Genomic DNA, 15,584 nt, shown 5'->3' with positions numbered 1-15,584 from the left:
CACTCCGCCCAACTCGGGGACGATCGATGAACCTTCTCGACATCCTCACGCTCGACTGCATCCGCGTTCCCCTCCAAGGCCAGGAGAAGCGCGCCGTTATCCACGAACTCGTCGATGTCCTCTCCGACGCCGGCCGCGTCGGCGACCCCAAGGCCCTCAAAGACGCCGTCTGGACCCGCGAGCAGACCCGGACCACCGGCATCGGCAATGGGCTGGCCATCCCCCACGGCAAGTGCGCCGGCATGGCGAGCCTCTCCATGGCCATCGGCAAGCCCGCCAAGCCCCTCGACTTTGAGGCCATCGACAGCCAGCCCGTCCGACTGGTCGTCCTCCTCGCCAGCCCCCCCGATCGCACGAGCGACCATATCCAGGCGCTCGCCCGGGTCACGCGCCTCATGATCATGGACGACTTTCGCGAGCGCATCTACGCCGCACAGTCCTCCGAAGAAATCTTCGCCTTGCTCCAGAGCCAAGAGAACAAGTCGTAATCGCCACGCCGGCGACGCCTCACGCCACCATGATCACCCCGATCGATCCATTCGCGACCCTCCCCGCGATCGAGTCGTCGCTCGTCCGGTATGTCGACTCGCTCTCGACCACGCCCAGGACGCATAAGGCGGTGCGATACGCCCTGCTCGGCGGCGGCAAGCGCCTCCGTCCGCTCTTGGCTTGGTGGGCCGCCGCGGCGTGCGGCCTTGATCCGACGCGTTCGCTCGGAGCCGGACGGGCCGTCGAACTCGTCCACGCGTTCAGCCTGGTCCACGACGATCTCCCCGCGCTTGACAACGACGATCTCCGTCGCGGGAGGCCCACACTCCACAAGCACGCGGGCGAGGCCCTCGCCATCCTCGCGGGCGATCTCTTGCTCACGCTCGCCTTCGAGACCATCCAGCAGGTCGCGCCGTCGTCCGCCCATGCCTTGGAAATGTCGCTCGAACTCTCGTCGGCCACACGCGCGATGATCGATGGTCAGGTCTGCGACACGATCGGCGACGAACTTCCCATCGGCATCGTGTCTGGCACTCATGCCGCACGAGTCAGGACCGATCCGAGTGGCGATCACACCGCGCTCGACCGAATCGAGGGCATCCACCGTCTCAAGACGGGCGCCCTCATCCGGGCCGCATGCCGACTGGGTGTCCTGGGCTCGGGCGGCTCATCTCGTGACCCACGGTTCAAGGCGATCACCGCCTTTGCCGAGGCCGCGGGTCTGATGTTCCAGATCGTGGACGACCTGATCGATCTCGAGCAGAGCGCCGAGCATGCCGGCAAGAAGACGGGGAAGGATGCCGCCGCGGGGAAGGTGACGTATCCGGGCGTCGTCGGCATCGACGAGGCCCGTGCGGAGGTCGCACGCTTGCGCGAGGTCTGCCTCCAGTCGCTCAAACCGCTCGGGCCATCGGCGGATGGCCTCCTCGCACTCGGGAACGCCCTGGCCACACGCACGCGATAGCCGCGAGCATCGCGAACACACGAGCGTTCGGCCGAACTGGTGGCGTTGAAAAATAGAATGCATGCACAAAAACACAGCACGCCGGGTTTTGGCCCGGCGCGCATGTGCATTGGTATACAAGAAAACAGTTGGGGCCGCGTTTGCCTGACCTCACGGCCAGGCTGTCGCTCTCCGAAGAGGGCGAACGAGATTGTGTTGACGTACTCGCTGCACATCGCTGTGCGGCCGAAGGGTTCTCGAGTTGCCGGCTTTGGACCGGTATTCTCGTCTTCGGTTTGGGCGAGTCTAAGGAAATCCCTTAGAAAGGAGGTGATCCAGCCGCAGGTTCTCCTACGGCTACCTTGTTACGACTTCGTCCCAGTCACCGATCTCGCCGTAGACACCACTGAGATGTGGCGGCTTCGGGCGCTCCCGGCTCCCATGACGTGACGGGCGGTGTGTACAAGGCTCAGGAACACATTCACCGGAGCGTAGCTGATCTCCGATTACTAGCGATTCCGACTTCATGCAGGCGAGTTGCAGCCTGCAATCCGAACTGGGGCGCGTTTTTTGCGATTTGCTCCGCCTCGCGGCCTCGCTTCGCTTTGTGCGCGCCATTGTAGCACGTTTGCAACCCTGGATGTAAGGGCCATGAGGACTTGACGTCATCCCCACCTTCCTCCGGTTTGACACCGGCAGTCTCGCTAGAGTACTGGCTTGCGCCGAGCAACTAACGATAGGGGTTGCGCTCGTTAAAGGACTTAACCTGACACTTCACAGCACGAGCTGACGACAGCCATGCAGCACCTGTGACCGTTCCACCCAGAGGGTGTGGCTCCTGTTTCCAGGAGTTAATCCGGCCATGTCAAACCCAGGTAAGGTTCTTCGCGTTGCCTCGAATTAAGCAACATGCTCCACCGCTTGTGTGAGCCCCCGTCAATTCATTTGAGTTTTAGCCTTGCGACCGTACTCCCCAGGCGGCGCACTTATCGTTTTTACTACGACCGATACGGCGTCAAAACCGCACCGGTCTAGTGCGCATCGTTTACGGCGTGGACTACCAGGGTATCTAATCCTGTTTGCTCCCCACGCTTTCGTGCCTCAGCGTCAGGACAGGCCCAGCCGGACGGCTTCCCCATCGGCATTCCAGTAGATATCTACGCATTTCACCGCTCCACCTACTGTTCTTCCGGCCCCTACCTGCCTCAAGACTCGCAGTATGCCGTGCAGTTCCTGGGTTGAGCCCAGGGCTTTCACACAACACTTACGAGCCCGCCTACGCACCCTTTAAGCCCAGTGATTCCGACTAACGCTTGTGGCCTCTGTATTACCGCGACTGCTGGCACAGAGTTAGTCGCCACTTCCTTTGGGAACGATCAGTGTTTCTGTTCCCTGACAGTGGTTTACACGCCGGAGGCGCTTCATCCCACACGCGGCATTGCTCCGTCAGGCTTGCGCCCATTGCGGAAGATTCGTTACTGCAGCCTCCCGTAGGAGTCCGGGCAGTGTCTCAGTCCCGATGTCGCAGGTCGTGCTCTCACACCTGCTACCCGTCTTCGGCTTGGTGGGCTCTTACCCCGCCAACTACCTGATAGGCCGATCGCCGCTCCCAAGGCGCGAAAGCTTTGCTCCTTAGAGATCATGAGGTATTACTCGCAGTTTCCCGCGGCTATCCCCCACCTCAGGGCACGTTCGATCGTATTACTGACCCTTTCGCCACTTGCCCTTGCGGGCTCGTTCGACTTGCATGTTTTAGCCATGCCGCCAGCGCTCAGTCTGAGCCATGATCAAACTCTTCAATTGATTTCCGTTGGACCCGAACACGATTTCTCGTGACGGGTGATCTTCAATGGAAGTGCTGACCAGGTTATCCACTCATCCAACCCGTCCCAAGTCTTGCGACTTGGAATGGAACTGGACTCGTGGTGGTCTCCACCGAAACCCATCCTCTCGGATGGATCCCGATGCCGTCGGCGCTTGTTCCGACGGAAAAATCTGGCATTCACTCACTTGTGAATCATTAAATTTAAGGGTTCACTCGTGAACCACACGAGAATGCCAACGCCAGGGGCTGTGACCCCGGCTCGGACACCGATCTCTTGGTGGATCGGTTTTGTGGATTCGTCAACGACCGCCCTGTCCGAAGGGCTGGGGATGGTCCCCATGTCGAAGACGCACACTCTCGCGCGGCTCCCAACTGTTCACTTTTCAAAGATCCGCCGGGCAACTCGCCGAAGAAACCACTTGGTTTCCCAGTTGTTTCCAAGGCTTCAGGCATCACGCCCGTCGTCCGGCCTGCTCAATGGGCAGGGGACAAGTCTAAGCCAAACTCCTCCACGGTCAAGCCGCCGGGAAGCCATCTCGTCGTAAATTCTCCTAAGTCCCAAATCCGGAACCTGTTGGGAACTTGTCACGGTCACTAACAACCCCTAATATTCCGTATGTTCGGTTTGTGTTTGCGTCACACCCCACCCGCCGTCAGCACGCACGCCCAGATACCTGCCGGAGCGTGCTTTTCCCCCACTGCTCGGAGCGCCCGGCAGGCCTCGCTCATCGTGGCCCCGGTCGTCAGGACGTCGTCCAGGAGCACGACATGATGCCCGTCGAGTCCGAGAGCCTCTCGGGTTGCCCGCATCGAGCCAGAAACGTTCGCCTTGCGCTTGGAAGCCGGGAGATTGGCCTGCTGAGGACGATGTCGTCGGGCGATGCCCCGGACGATCGGGAACGCCGTCTCACGCGAGACGCCCTTGGCGAGGACAACCGTGTGATCAATACCGCGGGCCACACGCCGGCGAAACGACGTCGGCACGGGGACGAGAACGACCGAGTTCCGATCGATCGATGACTTCGAGAGTGCATTGAGAAGTGCGCGTCCGAGTTCACGACCGAGATCGATCCCCAGCCGCCGCGAGCGGTGGAACTTCACCTCCAGCACACAATCGCGCAACAGGCCGTCGTGCTCGCCCAGTCGCACAGCGTGGGCCCAGGCGACTTTCTTGCGCGCGCAATGCCGGCACCCCTCCTCAAATCGCTCGTTCGGCCCGAGTGTCGTCAGGCAGCGTGGGCAGTACGACCCAGGCGGATCCGCGGCCCACGAGTGATCGCGTGCTCGCTCGGGCCACGTCGCGTGGGTCAGGCCCAGCCACTGCTCTTCGATCTCGCGCCACCAGTGCTTGGGCGGCGGCAGAGCGACCGGCGTGGCGTGTGCGTCGGCCTGGGGTGTGGACGAAGGCTCTGAAGATGGCCCTGGAGGCCAGCGGAAGTCGGCGGATTGGGTCGTTGTGGGTTCCACCGTGATTCACTGATTTCGACGGCGTGTCGTGATTACGAGGATCGCCCGAGGGCGCGGCGGACCACCATGGCGCGCGCGCTGCGACGCTGGTCCTGGTCGAGGTCCTTGCCCAGCGCGCGCTGGAGGTGCCCGGGCTGGACCTGGAGCATGAGCGTGTTCACGGTTGTGGCCTCGACGCTGGGGATCATGCCCAACATGACGCCCAATCGCACGTGGCTGAGGTGCTGCATGGCCTCGTCGGTCGAGAGCAGCCGTGCATGGGTCAGAGCGCCCAAGGCGCGAAAGACCTGGTCTTCGAGGGTCAGTCGGCGTTTCTCAACGAGTTGGCGACGGGCGTGTCGTTCATACTCAACGACGCGGGGGATGATCTGCGTGTCAAGTTCCTCGACGATCGTCTGCTCGGTCTTGCCCAGCGTTGTCTGGTTGGAGATCTGGTAGAAATCGCCGGCGGAGTCGGAGCCTTCGCCATAGAACCCGCGGACGGCGAGGTTCATATCGCTGGCGGCCCGTTTGACTTTGTCGATGTCGCCCGAGAGACGCAACCCCGGCAGGTGGAGCATGACGCTCATGCGCAGGCCCGTGCCGACGTTGGTCGGGCAGGCGGTGAGATAGCCGAAGCGAGAGGAGAAGGCGTACTCGATCCCGGCCTCGACGCGGTCGTCGATCTGATCGATTGCGCGCCAGCATTCACCCAGCGCCAGTCCCGACCGGATGACCTGGATGCGGAGGTGATCCTCCTCGTTGACCATGATGCAGAGTCGCTCGTCGGGGAGAGAGACGGCGACGCCACGCGGATCCCCCGAGGCGTCGTCGGACTTGGACTTCCCGTGCGATTTGCCTCGCGCGAGGTGCTTGGAGATGAGGTGCCTCTCGACGAGCAGGAGTTTGTCGACCTCGCTCGTCTCGTGGAGATCGACCCACATCATGCGGTCGGCGAGGCCCGCTTGGAGGAGCCAGTTGCGTGATGTGTCGAGGGTGTGCTGTCGCTGTGCGCGCGAGGCGCGCGAGGCGAAGGTGCAGTCGGCGATGTTCCTCGCGAGGCGGGCGCGAGAGGACATCACGACGTCGCTCGCGGGGCCCTCGCCTTTGAGCCATTCCGTCCCGCGATTCCAGGGCTGGGGCGACGACGGCACGCCGGGGGCATCGCTCACGCCTGGTCCTCCGCGTCGCTCGCGTTCGACTCGTTGAGTTTCTTCAGTTCGTCGCGGAGTCTGGCGGCCTCTTCGTACTTTTCCGTTTTGATGGCGGAATCAAGATCGGCGCGGAGGCGTTTGAGGCGTTCGGCCCTTTCGGCGAGGAGCGAGACCTCCGGGCTTGGCGTCGGCGCTTCGGACACCTCGTGGCCTGCGCCAGCGCGTCGCGGTTGCTTGCCGATGTGTTTCACGCCGCCCTCGTGGGCACGCTCGATGAGGGGCGAGAGTTGGCGGACGAAGGCCGCGTAGCAGCGCGGACACCCGAGCAGACCGGACTTTCGAAACTCGTTGAACGTCTGCCCGCAGCCGGGGCAGGAGGTCTGCTTCGGCGGCGTGGCGGCGGGAGTCTTGCCCACGGCCTGGCTGACGAGGAACTTCGACATCAACTCATTGAGCGGAACGGGCGCCTGCACGGGGATGCCCTGGCTGGCTGCACAGGACTCGCAGAGGTGGCGTTCGACCTTCACGCCGTTGCGGACCGTGACCTCGTGGACCGTCGCCTCCTTGTCGCACTGATCGCACTTCATGTCGAGGAATGGTACGCGAAGGTCGCGGTTCGCCGTTTGCGCATCTCAAAAGTGGAACGAGCCGTTCCACGCGTGGGACGGCTCGTGAGGACACTTCGTTCGTGTGCGAGATCAGGCGCCGGCCTTCTGCTGGCGGGTGTAGCCGTACTTCCGCTTGAGGGCCTTAACGACCATGCCGGTGCGGATGGCCTTGGTGGAGGCGCGGACGCGCTCCTGGCGACCATCGATCAGGGCGACGACGTCCTGAAGATTCGGCTTGAAGGTTCGGCGGGTGATGCCGGTGGGCTTGAGACCGAAGCCGCCCTTGGCGATGGCCTGGCCACGCCACGCGCGCTTGAAGCCGCGGGAGACAGTCTTACCGGTGAACGCGCAGGTAGCAGGCATGGGAAACCTCGGCGAAACAGATCAAAGTACGAACAAGTCACGCCGAAATGCTCCCGGCGTGAGGGAGGCAACTGTAGGCGTTTGGCCACTCAAGGCAACCCCTGTGGCGACTGGCTTGGATTCGGTTCGTGAATCCTGGCCTTGGGGCGGAAGAGGGCCAGGCAGGCCGTGCTCCCGTGGAGGAAGGACTGGCCGGCGATCGGGCCGATCTCGCCGAGTGCGGAGAATCCGGCGAGAGGGATCGACCTGGCCATTCCGGCGACGGGGCGTCCACCCTTGGCGAGGTCCTCGCCGGCCTGGGGAGGCTCAAAGGCCCGCTGGACGGCCTGGGCGTCGTGGTGCGGCCTTCCAAAGAGGCGTCGGCCCCGGGTGTGACATGTGACCAAAAAGACACCTTTCGGCGGGTCGCGGAGTTGCTGGGCGTCGAGGAGCAGAGCCAGATCCTCCTCGGCAGTGGTCTTGTCGCGGTAGTGCAAGCGGACGGTCTGGCCGACTCGGACGAGATCGTTGATGGCGACGCCGCCGGAGTTCTGGTCGAGACCGACGACGGGCCTCATAAGGAAGTCGTCGCGGCCGAAGCGTTCTTTGTATTCGTTGATGACGAGGCCAACGAGCAGGCCGTCGCTGAGCGTGGCGCGGGCACTCTCGCCGAGGGATTGGATGGCCTCGGCGAGGACCTCCGGGGCGCGCCGGCCGCCGAGTTCCAGGATCAGGTTGTGGCGTGCCTTGGTAACGACCAGCGGCGGACCGAAGGGGCGGCACCCTTGCGAGACCACGGTGTCGATCGTGAGATCACCCGAGATGGAGACGCCGACGGCTCCGGCGCGCATGACACGATCGTTCAGGAAGAGCACGTTGCCGCCCGGTGTTTTCGAACCAGAGCACAGCCCGCCGAGGATGGGCGCGGGATGGTCCGGGCAGGCGAGCGTGGAGACGGCGTTGAGCGAGGGGAGGAGTTTGATGAGCGGGATGCTGAAGGGATCGGGGAAGAAGAGGATCCCCGAGAGATCCCGGGTGATGCCGAGTCGCTCGCGGAGGTGCTCGTGGGCGGCCTGGGTGTCGTCGATGGGGTCGGCGTGGTCGAGGGCGAAGGGGTGGATGCGGGCGCCCGTGGCGTGGAGGGCGAGGGCCGCCACGGCGGGAGAGCCCTCGAGTTCAACGGCGTCGGCGAGGACCGACCCGGCGGAGGCGCCGACGATCGCGGCGTTCGGCAGATCCCGGCGAAGCGCAGCGAGTAGTTCATGGGCCGACTCGGCGTGGTGCGGCGAGAAGAAGACGAGGACAAGATTTGGAGTATCGGATCCGAGCGATTCGCTGAGCAGGCGTGCGACGTGGGCGCCCGCGGCCTCGGACCGGGCATTGGTCGAGAGGGCCGAGGCGAGTTTGAGGCCGGACTCGTGGTGGATGGGCATCATCGGTGTGGTCGAGCGTGTCGTGGGATTGTTGGCGGGGCGCAACGAAACGCCCCTCGACGTGTGGGCCGAGGGGCGTGGGGTGTTTCAGACATGTGGAAATCGGCTCAGCCGCCGACGTTCGCACCTTCCGCGGCGGGGACGTCGCTGGCGGGCGCGGCGTTGGGCTGCGTGCCCAGATCCGGAGCCTGCGGCGGCGTCAGGTTCTGGCCCGCGGCGTCCTTGAGTTCATCGATCCTCGTGGGCGTGATGAGTTGGACGTTGAGGGTCGGGTCCATCTGGGTGTCGCCGATGATCCCGACGATGCGGCCGACGAGAACGTCGAGGTTGCGCTTGGTGTCGGGCTTGACGTAGCCGATGGTGTGGGGAATTCCGCCGACGGACTCGACGCGGAACATGCGCGGGAGGCGCTTGCCGTCGTAGAGGGTTGAGGCGCGGAGCGTGCCGATCATCTGGTAGACGCGGCTGGCCTCGAACTCCTGGAGGCGCTGTGCGAGGGCAATCTGGCCCTGGTCGAGCATGACGCGCTCGGACTGCTGGCGGGCCGCCCGCTCGCGCGAGTCGATCGCGATCGTCAGCCACTGCAGGCGGCGATCGAGTTGCTTCTGGACGTACTCGTGCTTGCGGATCGCGAAGTCGTCCTTGAGGTTGGCCTTCTGGGCGTCCCAGTCGGCGATGGTGCGCTCGAACTCGGCCTTGAGTTCGCCGTATTCCGCGGTCGCGATCGGCTCTTTGAGGACGGCCTTGAAGGAGCCCTCGAGGCTCTCGACGGAGGCGACGAGACGCTTGGCCGGATCGATCGGCTCAACCTTGGTGGGGTCGGTCTTGACGCCCTCGGGGTTGTTGCCGGTGATCGTCGTTGGCGTGGTGTCCTGAGCGCCGGGTGTTGTGGCCTCCGGGTTGATGTTGGGTTGAATCGTGCCGTCTGCGGCCTTGTTCGGAACAGCGTTCGGATTGGCGTTGGGATCGGTCGGCGAGACGGGAGCGACCGGCTCGGTCTTGCTCGCCACCTTTACAGCACCCTCGACCGCGATGGGGCCCTTTGCCGTCGTGTACGCGTCGACCTCGGCGTCGGTGGCTCGGCGGACGAGTTGGTTGCTCACCCAGGCTCGTGCTTGGGCCGGCGGGACGACGCGATAGGCAACGACCGTGCCGTTGGCGTCCATCGTCGGCTCGATGAGTTTGAGCGTGGTTTCCGCGGGGAGCGACTCGGCAAGGACGGACTTCCAACTCCCGGCAAACCCGGAGACGAGGCTGGCAGCCTTGAGCGAGGTGTCCTTGGTGAGGGTGACCGTGTCGCCGCTGACGGCGGCCTCTTGGGCGCGCACGAAGACGCCGAGGGTCGGCGGATAGGCGACGCGCATCCAGTTGCCGGGCTGCTCATCGCAGAGGAGCACGGTGCCACTGGCGAGTTCGGCGATGGAGTAGTGCTGCTCGCTGTCGGCGCAGCGGAGCGGGGCCTTGTCGGCGGTGACGACGACGTAGAACGGTTCGGCCTGGGCCGCGACGGTGCTCGCGGACGGCAGACCGAGGAATGCAACGATGGCGACACCACTGGTCGCGACCCAATGCCACGGACGAGAACTCATGTCACGCGCCTCCCTTCGCTGGCGAACGATCCATAATTGCCGGGCTCAGAGCGTCGATCATGCGACAGTTCGACCCGGGTCAGGACGTTAGGCAAGGCGGTCGATTTGCGATGGTCACGGACGTGTCAGAGAGTACGAAAACACGCGTCGCTGGAGGCGTGTGACAGGGCCGATCGGGGTTCGGATGGCTATTGTTCGCACGGCCTTCCGGGCAGGACGCCCGGGTGAAGGTGGGAACCGCGACGCCGACGGGCCGAACCGTCGGAACCAGGACGAACAATCCGGGACACACGAGCCATGGACGAGGCTCGATGAGGCCACGCCACACATGAGCACCAGGCCGGTCTCCGAAAAATCGGATGACCCGATCACAACCCACGCTCGGAACACACTTTGAATCGACGGCCTTGTGAAATGAACGGTTGGCGTCGGGCGTCTCGCCACACACGGGTGGGCGTGGGGCTGATGCTGGCGCTTGGGGCTGGGTCGTGCTCGAATCCAAGCCCGCTTGGGGATCAGGCCGATCGCGATCTTCGGCGGCTTGTGATTGATGCGGCGGCTCGCGAGGTGGCGGAGGCCGGACGCGAGGACAAGGCGGTTGTCCTTTCGCGTGAGAGCGGGGTCGAGGGGCTGAGACTCTGGCCTGGCATTCTGGAGGAACTCGACAAGAGTTCCGGGCCGCGGTCGTATGAAGGCGCCAAGGCGGACTTCGGCGTGAACCTGCTGGGAACCAAGGCCGAGACGGTCGCGATCAGCCTGGAGCACGCGATCAAGGCGTCGGTTGAGCACAACATCGCCGTTCGCTTTGCGCGGATCGGGCCGGGGATCGGCGAGGCGCAGGTCGTCGCGGCGGAGGCAGCCTTCGACTGGACGTTCACGGCGAACTTCTCGGCGACGCGTACCGATTCGCCACGCGTCGCGACGAGTTTCTCGAGCAACACGCAGGGCGTGCCCAGCACCACGGAGCAGACGGGCCTGACAACCTCGGTCGGGTTGCGTCGGAATCTCGTCGGCGGCGGGCGGCTGACGCTGCAGCACGGGCTTGATTACACCGACGACAGCACGCCCTTTCAGACCAGCCGTCCGAACCCGGCGAACCTGCTGTCGTTCACGGTGCAGTATGACCAGCCGCTGCTGCGGGGGTTGGGGTCGGAGGTGTCGCTCGCGGATGTGCGCGTGGCGAGGAATGCCGAGCGGAACAGTGTGCAGACGCTTCGGCGGGACCTGGGACAGGTCGTCTCGGACGTCGAACGGACGTACTGGCAACTGACGCTGGCGCACAAGGACCTTCTGATCTTGCAGCGTCTCCTGGAGCGGGGCGAGCGTGTGCGCGATCAGTTGATCGCGCGCGAGGGGGAGAGCACGACGGCCCAGTTGGCCGACGCGCGGGCGAAGGTCGAGCGACGCAAGGCCGACATCATCCGGGCGCAGACACAACTGCGCATCGTGAGCGATCGCCTGAAGCAACTCATCAATGACCCTGCTGTCCCTGTGGGGTCGGAGATCATTCTGGCTCCGACGGATCGCCCGGTGGACGAGCCGGTGCGGTTCAGCCTGCCGGATTCGGTGCTGGCGGCGGTGCAGTTCCGCCCCGAGGTGCAGCAGGCGGTGCTGGCGATCGATGACTCGTCGATCCGGGCGATCGTCGCAGAAAACGCACGCCTGCCCGACCTTTCGCTTCGTCTCCAGGCGAAACTCTCGTCGCTCGACGACACGACGTATGACGCGTATGGGCAATCGATCGAGGGGCGGTTCTTCGATGCGCTCTTTGCGCTGGTCTTTGAGATGCCGATCGGGAATCGCAAGGCCGAGGGGGATTATCGCCGGCGCGTGCTGGAGCGGATGCAGTCGGTGATCGCGTATCGCAACACGGTGCAGCAGGTGACGCAGGAGGTCAAGAGCGCGCTCGACCGGCTTGTCCTGAACTACAAACTGATCGAGCAGACGCGCACGAGCCGGATCGCGGCGGCGGAGGTCCTTCGCGTGCTCCTCATCGAGAAAGAGAACGCGCCGAACATCACGCCCGAGCGATTGGACCTCGAGTTCTCGCGGCAGGAGGCCCTCGCCCAGGCCGAGCGCGAGGAGTCGCAGGCACTCGCGGAGTACAACTCGGCCCTGACGGACCTCTACGCCGCGATGGGGACAAACCTGGAGCGGAACAGGATCAACTTTGTCGTCCCGACGGCGGACGAGCGGTAGTAACGCCATTTCTCTGCGAGACGATGTGCCCTGGGATCGTAACGGTGATCGATCAGTGGCTGCGATCGAGCGATCCAACAATGCTCGCGTGGCGAAGCCGGTTACCCATTCTGAGAAGTCGGATGAACAGGCGATCGACGCCGCGGCGGCGCGGCTCCGCGCGGGAGGACTGGTCGCGTTCCCCACGGAAACGGTCTTCGGGCTTGGCGCGGACGCGTTGAACGAAATCGCGGTTCGCCGTGTCTATGAGATCAAGGGTCGGCCCTCGCGGAATCCGCTCATCGTGCATGTGTCTGGTGTTGAGGCGGCCCGACGTCTGTGTGCCGATGGGGCGTGGGACGCGCGGTGCGAGGCGCTCGCGTCGGCGTTCTGGCCCGGGCCGCTCACGATCGTGGTTCCCAAGAGTGAACGCGTGCCCGAGTTGGTGAGCGGCGGCGGGGCGAGCGTTGGGATCCGCTGTCCTCGGAACAACATCGCGCTTGGTCTGTTGCGCGCGTTCGAGCGATTGGGAGGGCTGGGCGTGGTTGGGCCAAGCGCGAATCGGTCGGGGTATGTCTCCCCCACCACGGCGGCCCACGTTCGCGAGGCGTTCAACGCCGAGGATGTCATGGTGCTGGATGATGCAGAAGCGACACGCGAGGTTGGGATCGAGTCCACCGTGGTGCGATTGAGGCCGAGAGACAGCAAGGGAGTCAGCGCGGAGATACTTCGGCTTGGCGCGGTGTCGGCGGAGGCGATCGGGCGCATGCTTCGTGGAACGGGAGACAATCGGCCCGTGGCGATGGTCACACACGCACAAGGAGAGAGCAACGTGGCGCTCCCTGGCCCGGGGCTTCTCGAGGTTCACTATGCGCCGCGGGCGACGTGCCGCCTTGTGCCGCGCGAGCAACTGGTAGAGGCACTCGATCGAGCTCGGCGAATGAGGCCACATACCGCGATTGTCGTCGTGGCGACGGAGCGCGATCAAGTTCCCGAAGGGATGCGGCAGATCGTGCTACCCGAAGACGCCGTCGGATATGCGCGTAGGTTGTACTCGGCCCTACGCGACGCGGATGCGATGGAACCCGACACGATCCTCGTCGTGGATCCAATGCCCTTAACCGATGACGGCCATGGCGCGTTGTGGGACGCGATCATGGACCGGTTGCGGCGCGCGTGCGGCCCTGCGTGACGGCGAATCACGTGCTCCGCCGAACTTGGAAGTTGTCTTCTTACGACTTGAACGCGCGTTTGAGCGATGCGAGTTGCCCGCCGTGCCAGCCATCGTGCCAGGACATCTTCATGAGCAGGTCGAGGCGGTCGGTCGCGAAGCCGCCGGTTTTGTCGGCGATGGAGACGCGAAGGTCCTCATCGCTCATGCCCTGGGCGGTCTGGACCATCTCGTCGTACGCGGCCTCGAACTGGCGGCGGAGTTCGGCGAGACGCGGATACTCGGCGGCATCGGGCGTGGGCTTCGAGCCTGACGCGAACTTGGCCTCGTAGGACTCTGGCATGGGCACCCCCTTGCCATCGAAAAGCGAGACGGCCCACGCGTACGTCATCGCGAGGTGCCCGAGTGTCCACATCAGGTGGTTGTCGGTCGGCGTCGGCTGGAAGAGGGCCTTGTCCGGTGGGAAGGACTCGACCTGCTGCATGAGTACGGAGTGCCCGAACTGGAGGAGTTCCAGCGCGTGGTCCTTGGGCTTTTGAGAGTGTCCAGTCTTAGGGGATGCGGTCATGTGAGGTCTCCGGTGTGCCGATAACGATCGGAGTGGTGGAATGTCGGGTCGTTGGGCGCGGCATTGGATGCCGGGGGTCTACGCTAGACACCCCGTGCCAAGCATATTTCGCCCGACACGAGCCGGCGTTCGGGTTCCGGTCGATTTCAGCACCAGACTTTTTGTCGGACGTGGCGGGCGCGAGCAGATGGGACGACGTGGACTCATGGCGTGAGGAGTGTGGCGGGATGGCGAAGCAGGTGACGGTGGCGTGTGCGGCTGGGGACGGGATCGGCCCCGAGATCATGGAGGCGACGCTCTCGCTCTTCCAGGCGGCGGGCGTCCAGGAGCACATCGAGTTCCGTCCGGTCGAGATGGGGGCGAGCGTCTTTGCGCGCGGGAATACGCGCGGCATGACCGAAGAGGCCGTGCGCTCCGTTGAGGAGTGCGGCATCCTCTTCAAAGGCCCGATGGAGACGCCCAAGGGTGGCGGCGGAAAGAGCATCAACGTCACGGCGCGGAAGTTGTGGAACGCGTACGCGAACTATCGGGTTTTCAAGACGCTGCCGGGCGTGGAGACGGTCTATTCCAAGGCCGGGCTGTCGATCGACATGTGCGTCGTTCGCGAGAACATCGAGGACACGTATGGCGGCGTGGAGCATCGCCTGACCAACGACATGGTGCAGTGCAAGCGACTGATCTCGGCGCCGGGGAGCGACCAGGTGCATCGCTTTGCCTTCCAGACGGCCCGGAAACTGGGCCTCCCCCACGTCCACTGCGGGCACAAGGCCAACATCATGAAGATGACCGACGGGCTCTTCCTCGATCGCTTCCGCGCGACGGCGAAGGATTTCCCGGAGATCAACGCCCAGGACGTGATCGTCGATGCGCTCTGCATGAATCTCGTGGTCCGCCCTCAGCAGTACATGATGATCGTGCTCCCGAACCTGCAGGGCGACATCGTCTCGGACCTGTGCGCGGGCCTCGTCGGCGGCCTGGGCTTCGCGCCCAGCGCGAACATCGGCGATCACGTCTCGATCTTTGAGGCGGTGCACGGCACGGCACCGGACATCGCGGGGCGCGGCATCGCCAACCCAACGAGCCTGATCCTGTCTGGCTTGATGATGCTCCGCCACGTGTGCATGCAGAAGCATGCCGCGGCGATCGAGAACGCGCTGCTTGCCACGCTGGAATCGGGCGTGCACACGGGAGACTTCGGTTCGAAGCAGACGCCCTCGGTCGGGACGGGGGAGTTCATGAAGGCGATCGTCGATCGGTTGGGGACCAAGCCCACGAGCGTGCCGCCGGTGCCCGACGCGGAGTTCTCGCAGGCGTGCTGGACGCGGCCTCCCAAGCCGACGGGCCCGCAGATCATGCGGACGTTCAAGAACCTGGTGACGCACGCGGTGGGGTGCGACATCTATCTCGACACGCCGCTCGCGCCGCTCGCGCTGGCGGAGGAGATGCAGCGTGCGGCGGTGGACACGCCGTTCCGGTTGACGCTGATCAGCAATCGCGGGACGCAGGTGTGGCCGACGGGCAGCGTGTACACCGAGTGTGTGGACTATTACCGCGTGCGGTTCGAACTGAAGGATGGCGTCACGCCCGGGACGTTCGGGCAGAGCCGGTGCATCGCGCTCCTGGATCGCATCGCCGAGAGTTTCACGGTCTGCAGTTATGAACTGCTGCGTACGTTCGATGGGGCCCGCGGGTACAGCCTGGCGCAGGGGCAATAGGACGTCCCAGCCCACGAATGCATCGGGCGTGGAAGCACAGGACACACATGCAGTCGCGAAAGACCACCCCAAGTTGTGGTGATGTGGTAGACTAGTCCAGGCCGGGGTCGGATTTTGACCGGG

The 15,584-nt window shown here is 64.4% G+C and carries 12 protein-coding genes and 1 rRNA gene; 5 read left to right on the top strand and 8 right to left on the bottom strand.

The window, feature by feature from the left end; all coding sequences use genetic code 11:
• Positions 1 to 26: 26 nt before the first annotated feature.
• Both IPK69_11100 and IPK69_11095 read left to right on the top strand, forming a co-directional pair.
• Positions 27 to 488 carry a PTS sugar transporter subunit IIA gene (locus IPK69_11100; protein QQS08523.1) on the top strand — a complete coding sequence of 154 codons (462 nt, stop codon included), beginning with the start codon at positions 27 to 29 and terminating at the stop codon, positions 486 to 488.
• A 29-nt stretch (positions 489 to 517) separates the two neighbouring features.
• Complete coding sequence (locus tag IPK69_11095) at positions 518 to 1,453, top strand: polyprenyl synthetase family protein (GenBank protein ID QQS08522.1); 936 nt, start codon at positions 518 to 520, stop codon at positions 1,451 to 1,453.
• Between the two features lie 302 nt (positions 1,454 to 1,755).
• Here IPK69_11095 and IPK69_11090 read toward each other — a convergent pair.
• The 7 genes from IPK69_11090 to IPK69_11060 form a co-directional block, all read right to left on the bottom strand.
• Positions 1,756 to 3,235: ribosomal RNA gene (locus IPK69_11090) — 16S ribosomal RNA — on the bottom strand.
• Between the two features lie 658 nt (positions 3,236 to 3,893).
• Positions 3,894 to 4,724 carry a ComF family protein gene (locus tag IPK69_11085; protein ID QQS08521.1) on the bottom strand — a complete coding sequence of 277 codons (831 nt, stop codon included), beginning with the start codon at positions 4,722 to 4,724 and terminating at the stop codon, positions 3,894 to 3,896.
• A gap of 32 nt (positions 4,725 to 4,756) precedes the next feature.
• Positions 4,757 to 5,782 (bottom strand): protein arginine kinase, encoded by a 1,026-nt coding sequence (locus tag IPK69_11080; GenBank protein ID QQS10474.1) that lies wholly within the window; start codon positions 5,780 to 5,782, stop codon positions 4,757 to 4,759.
• Between the two features lie 89 nt (positions 5,783 to 5,871).
• Positions 5,872 to 6,444, bottom strand: coding sequence for a UvrB/UvrC motif-containing protein (locus IPK69_11075; GenBank protein QQS08520.1), 573 nt, complete (start codon positions 6,442 to 6,444; stop codon positions 5,872 to 5,874).
• 111 nt (positions 6,445 to 6,555) lie between these two features.
• Entirely contained in the window at positions 6,556 to 6,828 is a 273-nt protein-coding gene (locus tag IPK69_11070; protein QQS08519.1) for a 50S ribosomal protein L28, read from the bottom strand.
• Positions 6,829 to 6,917: 89 nt separating this feature from the next.
• Complete coding sequence (locus tag IPK69_11065) at positions 6,918 to 8,243, bottom strand: FIST C-terminal domain-containing protein (protein ID QQS08518.1); 1,326 nt, start codon at positions 8,241 to 8,243, stop codon at positions 6,918 to 6,920.
• Positions 8,244 to 8,347: 104 nt separating this feature from the next.
• Positions 8,348 to 9,829 (bottom strand): hypothetical protein, encoded by a 1,482-nt coding sequence (locus IPK69_11060; protein ID QQS08517.1) that lies wholly within the window; start codon positions 9,827 to 9,829, stop codon positions 8,348 to 8,350.
• A gap of 414 nt (positions 9,830 to 10,243) precedes the next feature.
• Here IPK69_11060 and IPK69_11055 point away from each other — a divergent pair, with 414 nt between their 5' ends.
• The gene (locus IPK69_11055) at positions 10,244 to 12,028 is read left to right on the top strand and encodes a TolC family protein (GenBank protein ID QQS08516.1); all 1,785 of its coding nucleotides are present in this window, start codon (positions 10,244 to 10,246) and stop codon (positions 12,026 to 12,028) included.
• A gap of 88 nt (positions 12,029 to 12,116) precedes the next feature.
• The gene (locus IPK69_11050) at positions 12,117 to 13,199 is read left to right on the top strand and encodes a threonylcarbamoyl-AMP synthase (protein QQS08515.1); all 1,083 of its coding nucleotides are present in this window, start codon (positions 12,117 to 12,119) and stop codon (positions 13,197 to 13,199) included.
• A gap of 40 nt (positions 13,200 to 13,239) precedes the next feature.
• Here the strand turns inward: IPK69_11050 and IPK69_11045 are convergent, their stop codons facing one another.
• Entirely contained in the window at positions 13,240 to 13,746 is a 507-nt protein-coding gene (locus IPK69_11045; GenBank protein ID QQS08514.1) for a DinB family protein, read from the bottom strand.
• 239 nt (positions 13,747 to 13,985) lie between these two features.
• Here IPK69_11045 and IPK69_11040 point away from each other — a divergent pair, with 239 nt between their 5' ends.
• The gene (locus IPK69_11040; GenBank protein QQS10473.1) at positions 13,986 to 15,461 is read left to right on the top strand and encodes an isocitrate dehydrogenase; all 1,476 of its coding nucleotides are present in this window, start codon (positions 13,986 to 13,988) and stop codon (positions 15,459 to 15,461) included.
• Positions 15,462 to 15,584 lie beyond the last annotated feature (123 nt).

It is taken from the genome of Phycisphaerales bacterium (genome assembly GCA_016699835.1).
Taxonomy (GTDB): Bacteria; Planctomycetota; Phycisphaerae; order Phycisphaerales; family UBA1924.
This window is presented reverse-complemented; position numbering and strand designations above follow the sequence as displayed.

Coding starts and splice junctions, on each gene's coding strand:
- IPK69_11100 (QQS08523.1), top strand. CDS start 27: ATGAACCTTCTCGACATCCTCACGCTCGACTGCATCCGCGTTCCCCTC.
- IPK69_11095 (QQS08522.1), top strand. CDS start 518: ATGATCACCCCGATCGATCCATTCGCGACCCTCCCCGCGATCGAGTCG.
- IPK69_11080 (QQS10474.1), bottom strand. CDS start 5,782: ATGTCCTCTCGCGCCCGCCTCGCGAGGAACATCGCCGACTGCACCTTC.
- IPK69_11075 (QQS08520.1), bottom strand. CDS start 6,444: ATGAAGTGCGATCAGTGCGACAAGGAGGCGACGGTCCACGAGGTCACG.
- IPK69_11070 (QQS08519.1), bottom strand. CDS start 6,828: ATGCCTGCTACCTGCGCGTTCACCGGTAAGACTGTCTCCCGCGGCTTC.
- IPK69_11065 (QQS08518.1), bottom strand. CDS start 8,243: ATGATGCCCATCCACCACGAGTCCGGCCTCAAACTCGCCTCGGCCCTC.
- IPK69_11060 (QQS08517.1), bottom strand. CDS start 9,829: ATGAGTTCTCGTCCGTGGCATTGGGTCGCGACCAGTGGTGTCGCCATC.
- IPK69_11055 (QQS08516.1), top strand. CDS start 10,244: ATGAACGGTTGGCGTCGGGCGTCTCGCCACACACGGGTGGGCGTGGGG.
- IPK69_11045 (QQS08514.1), bottom strand. CDS start 13,746: ATGACCGCATCCCCTAAGACTGGACACTCTCAAAAGCCCAAGGACCAC.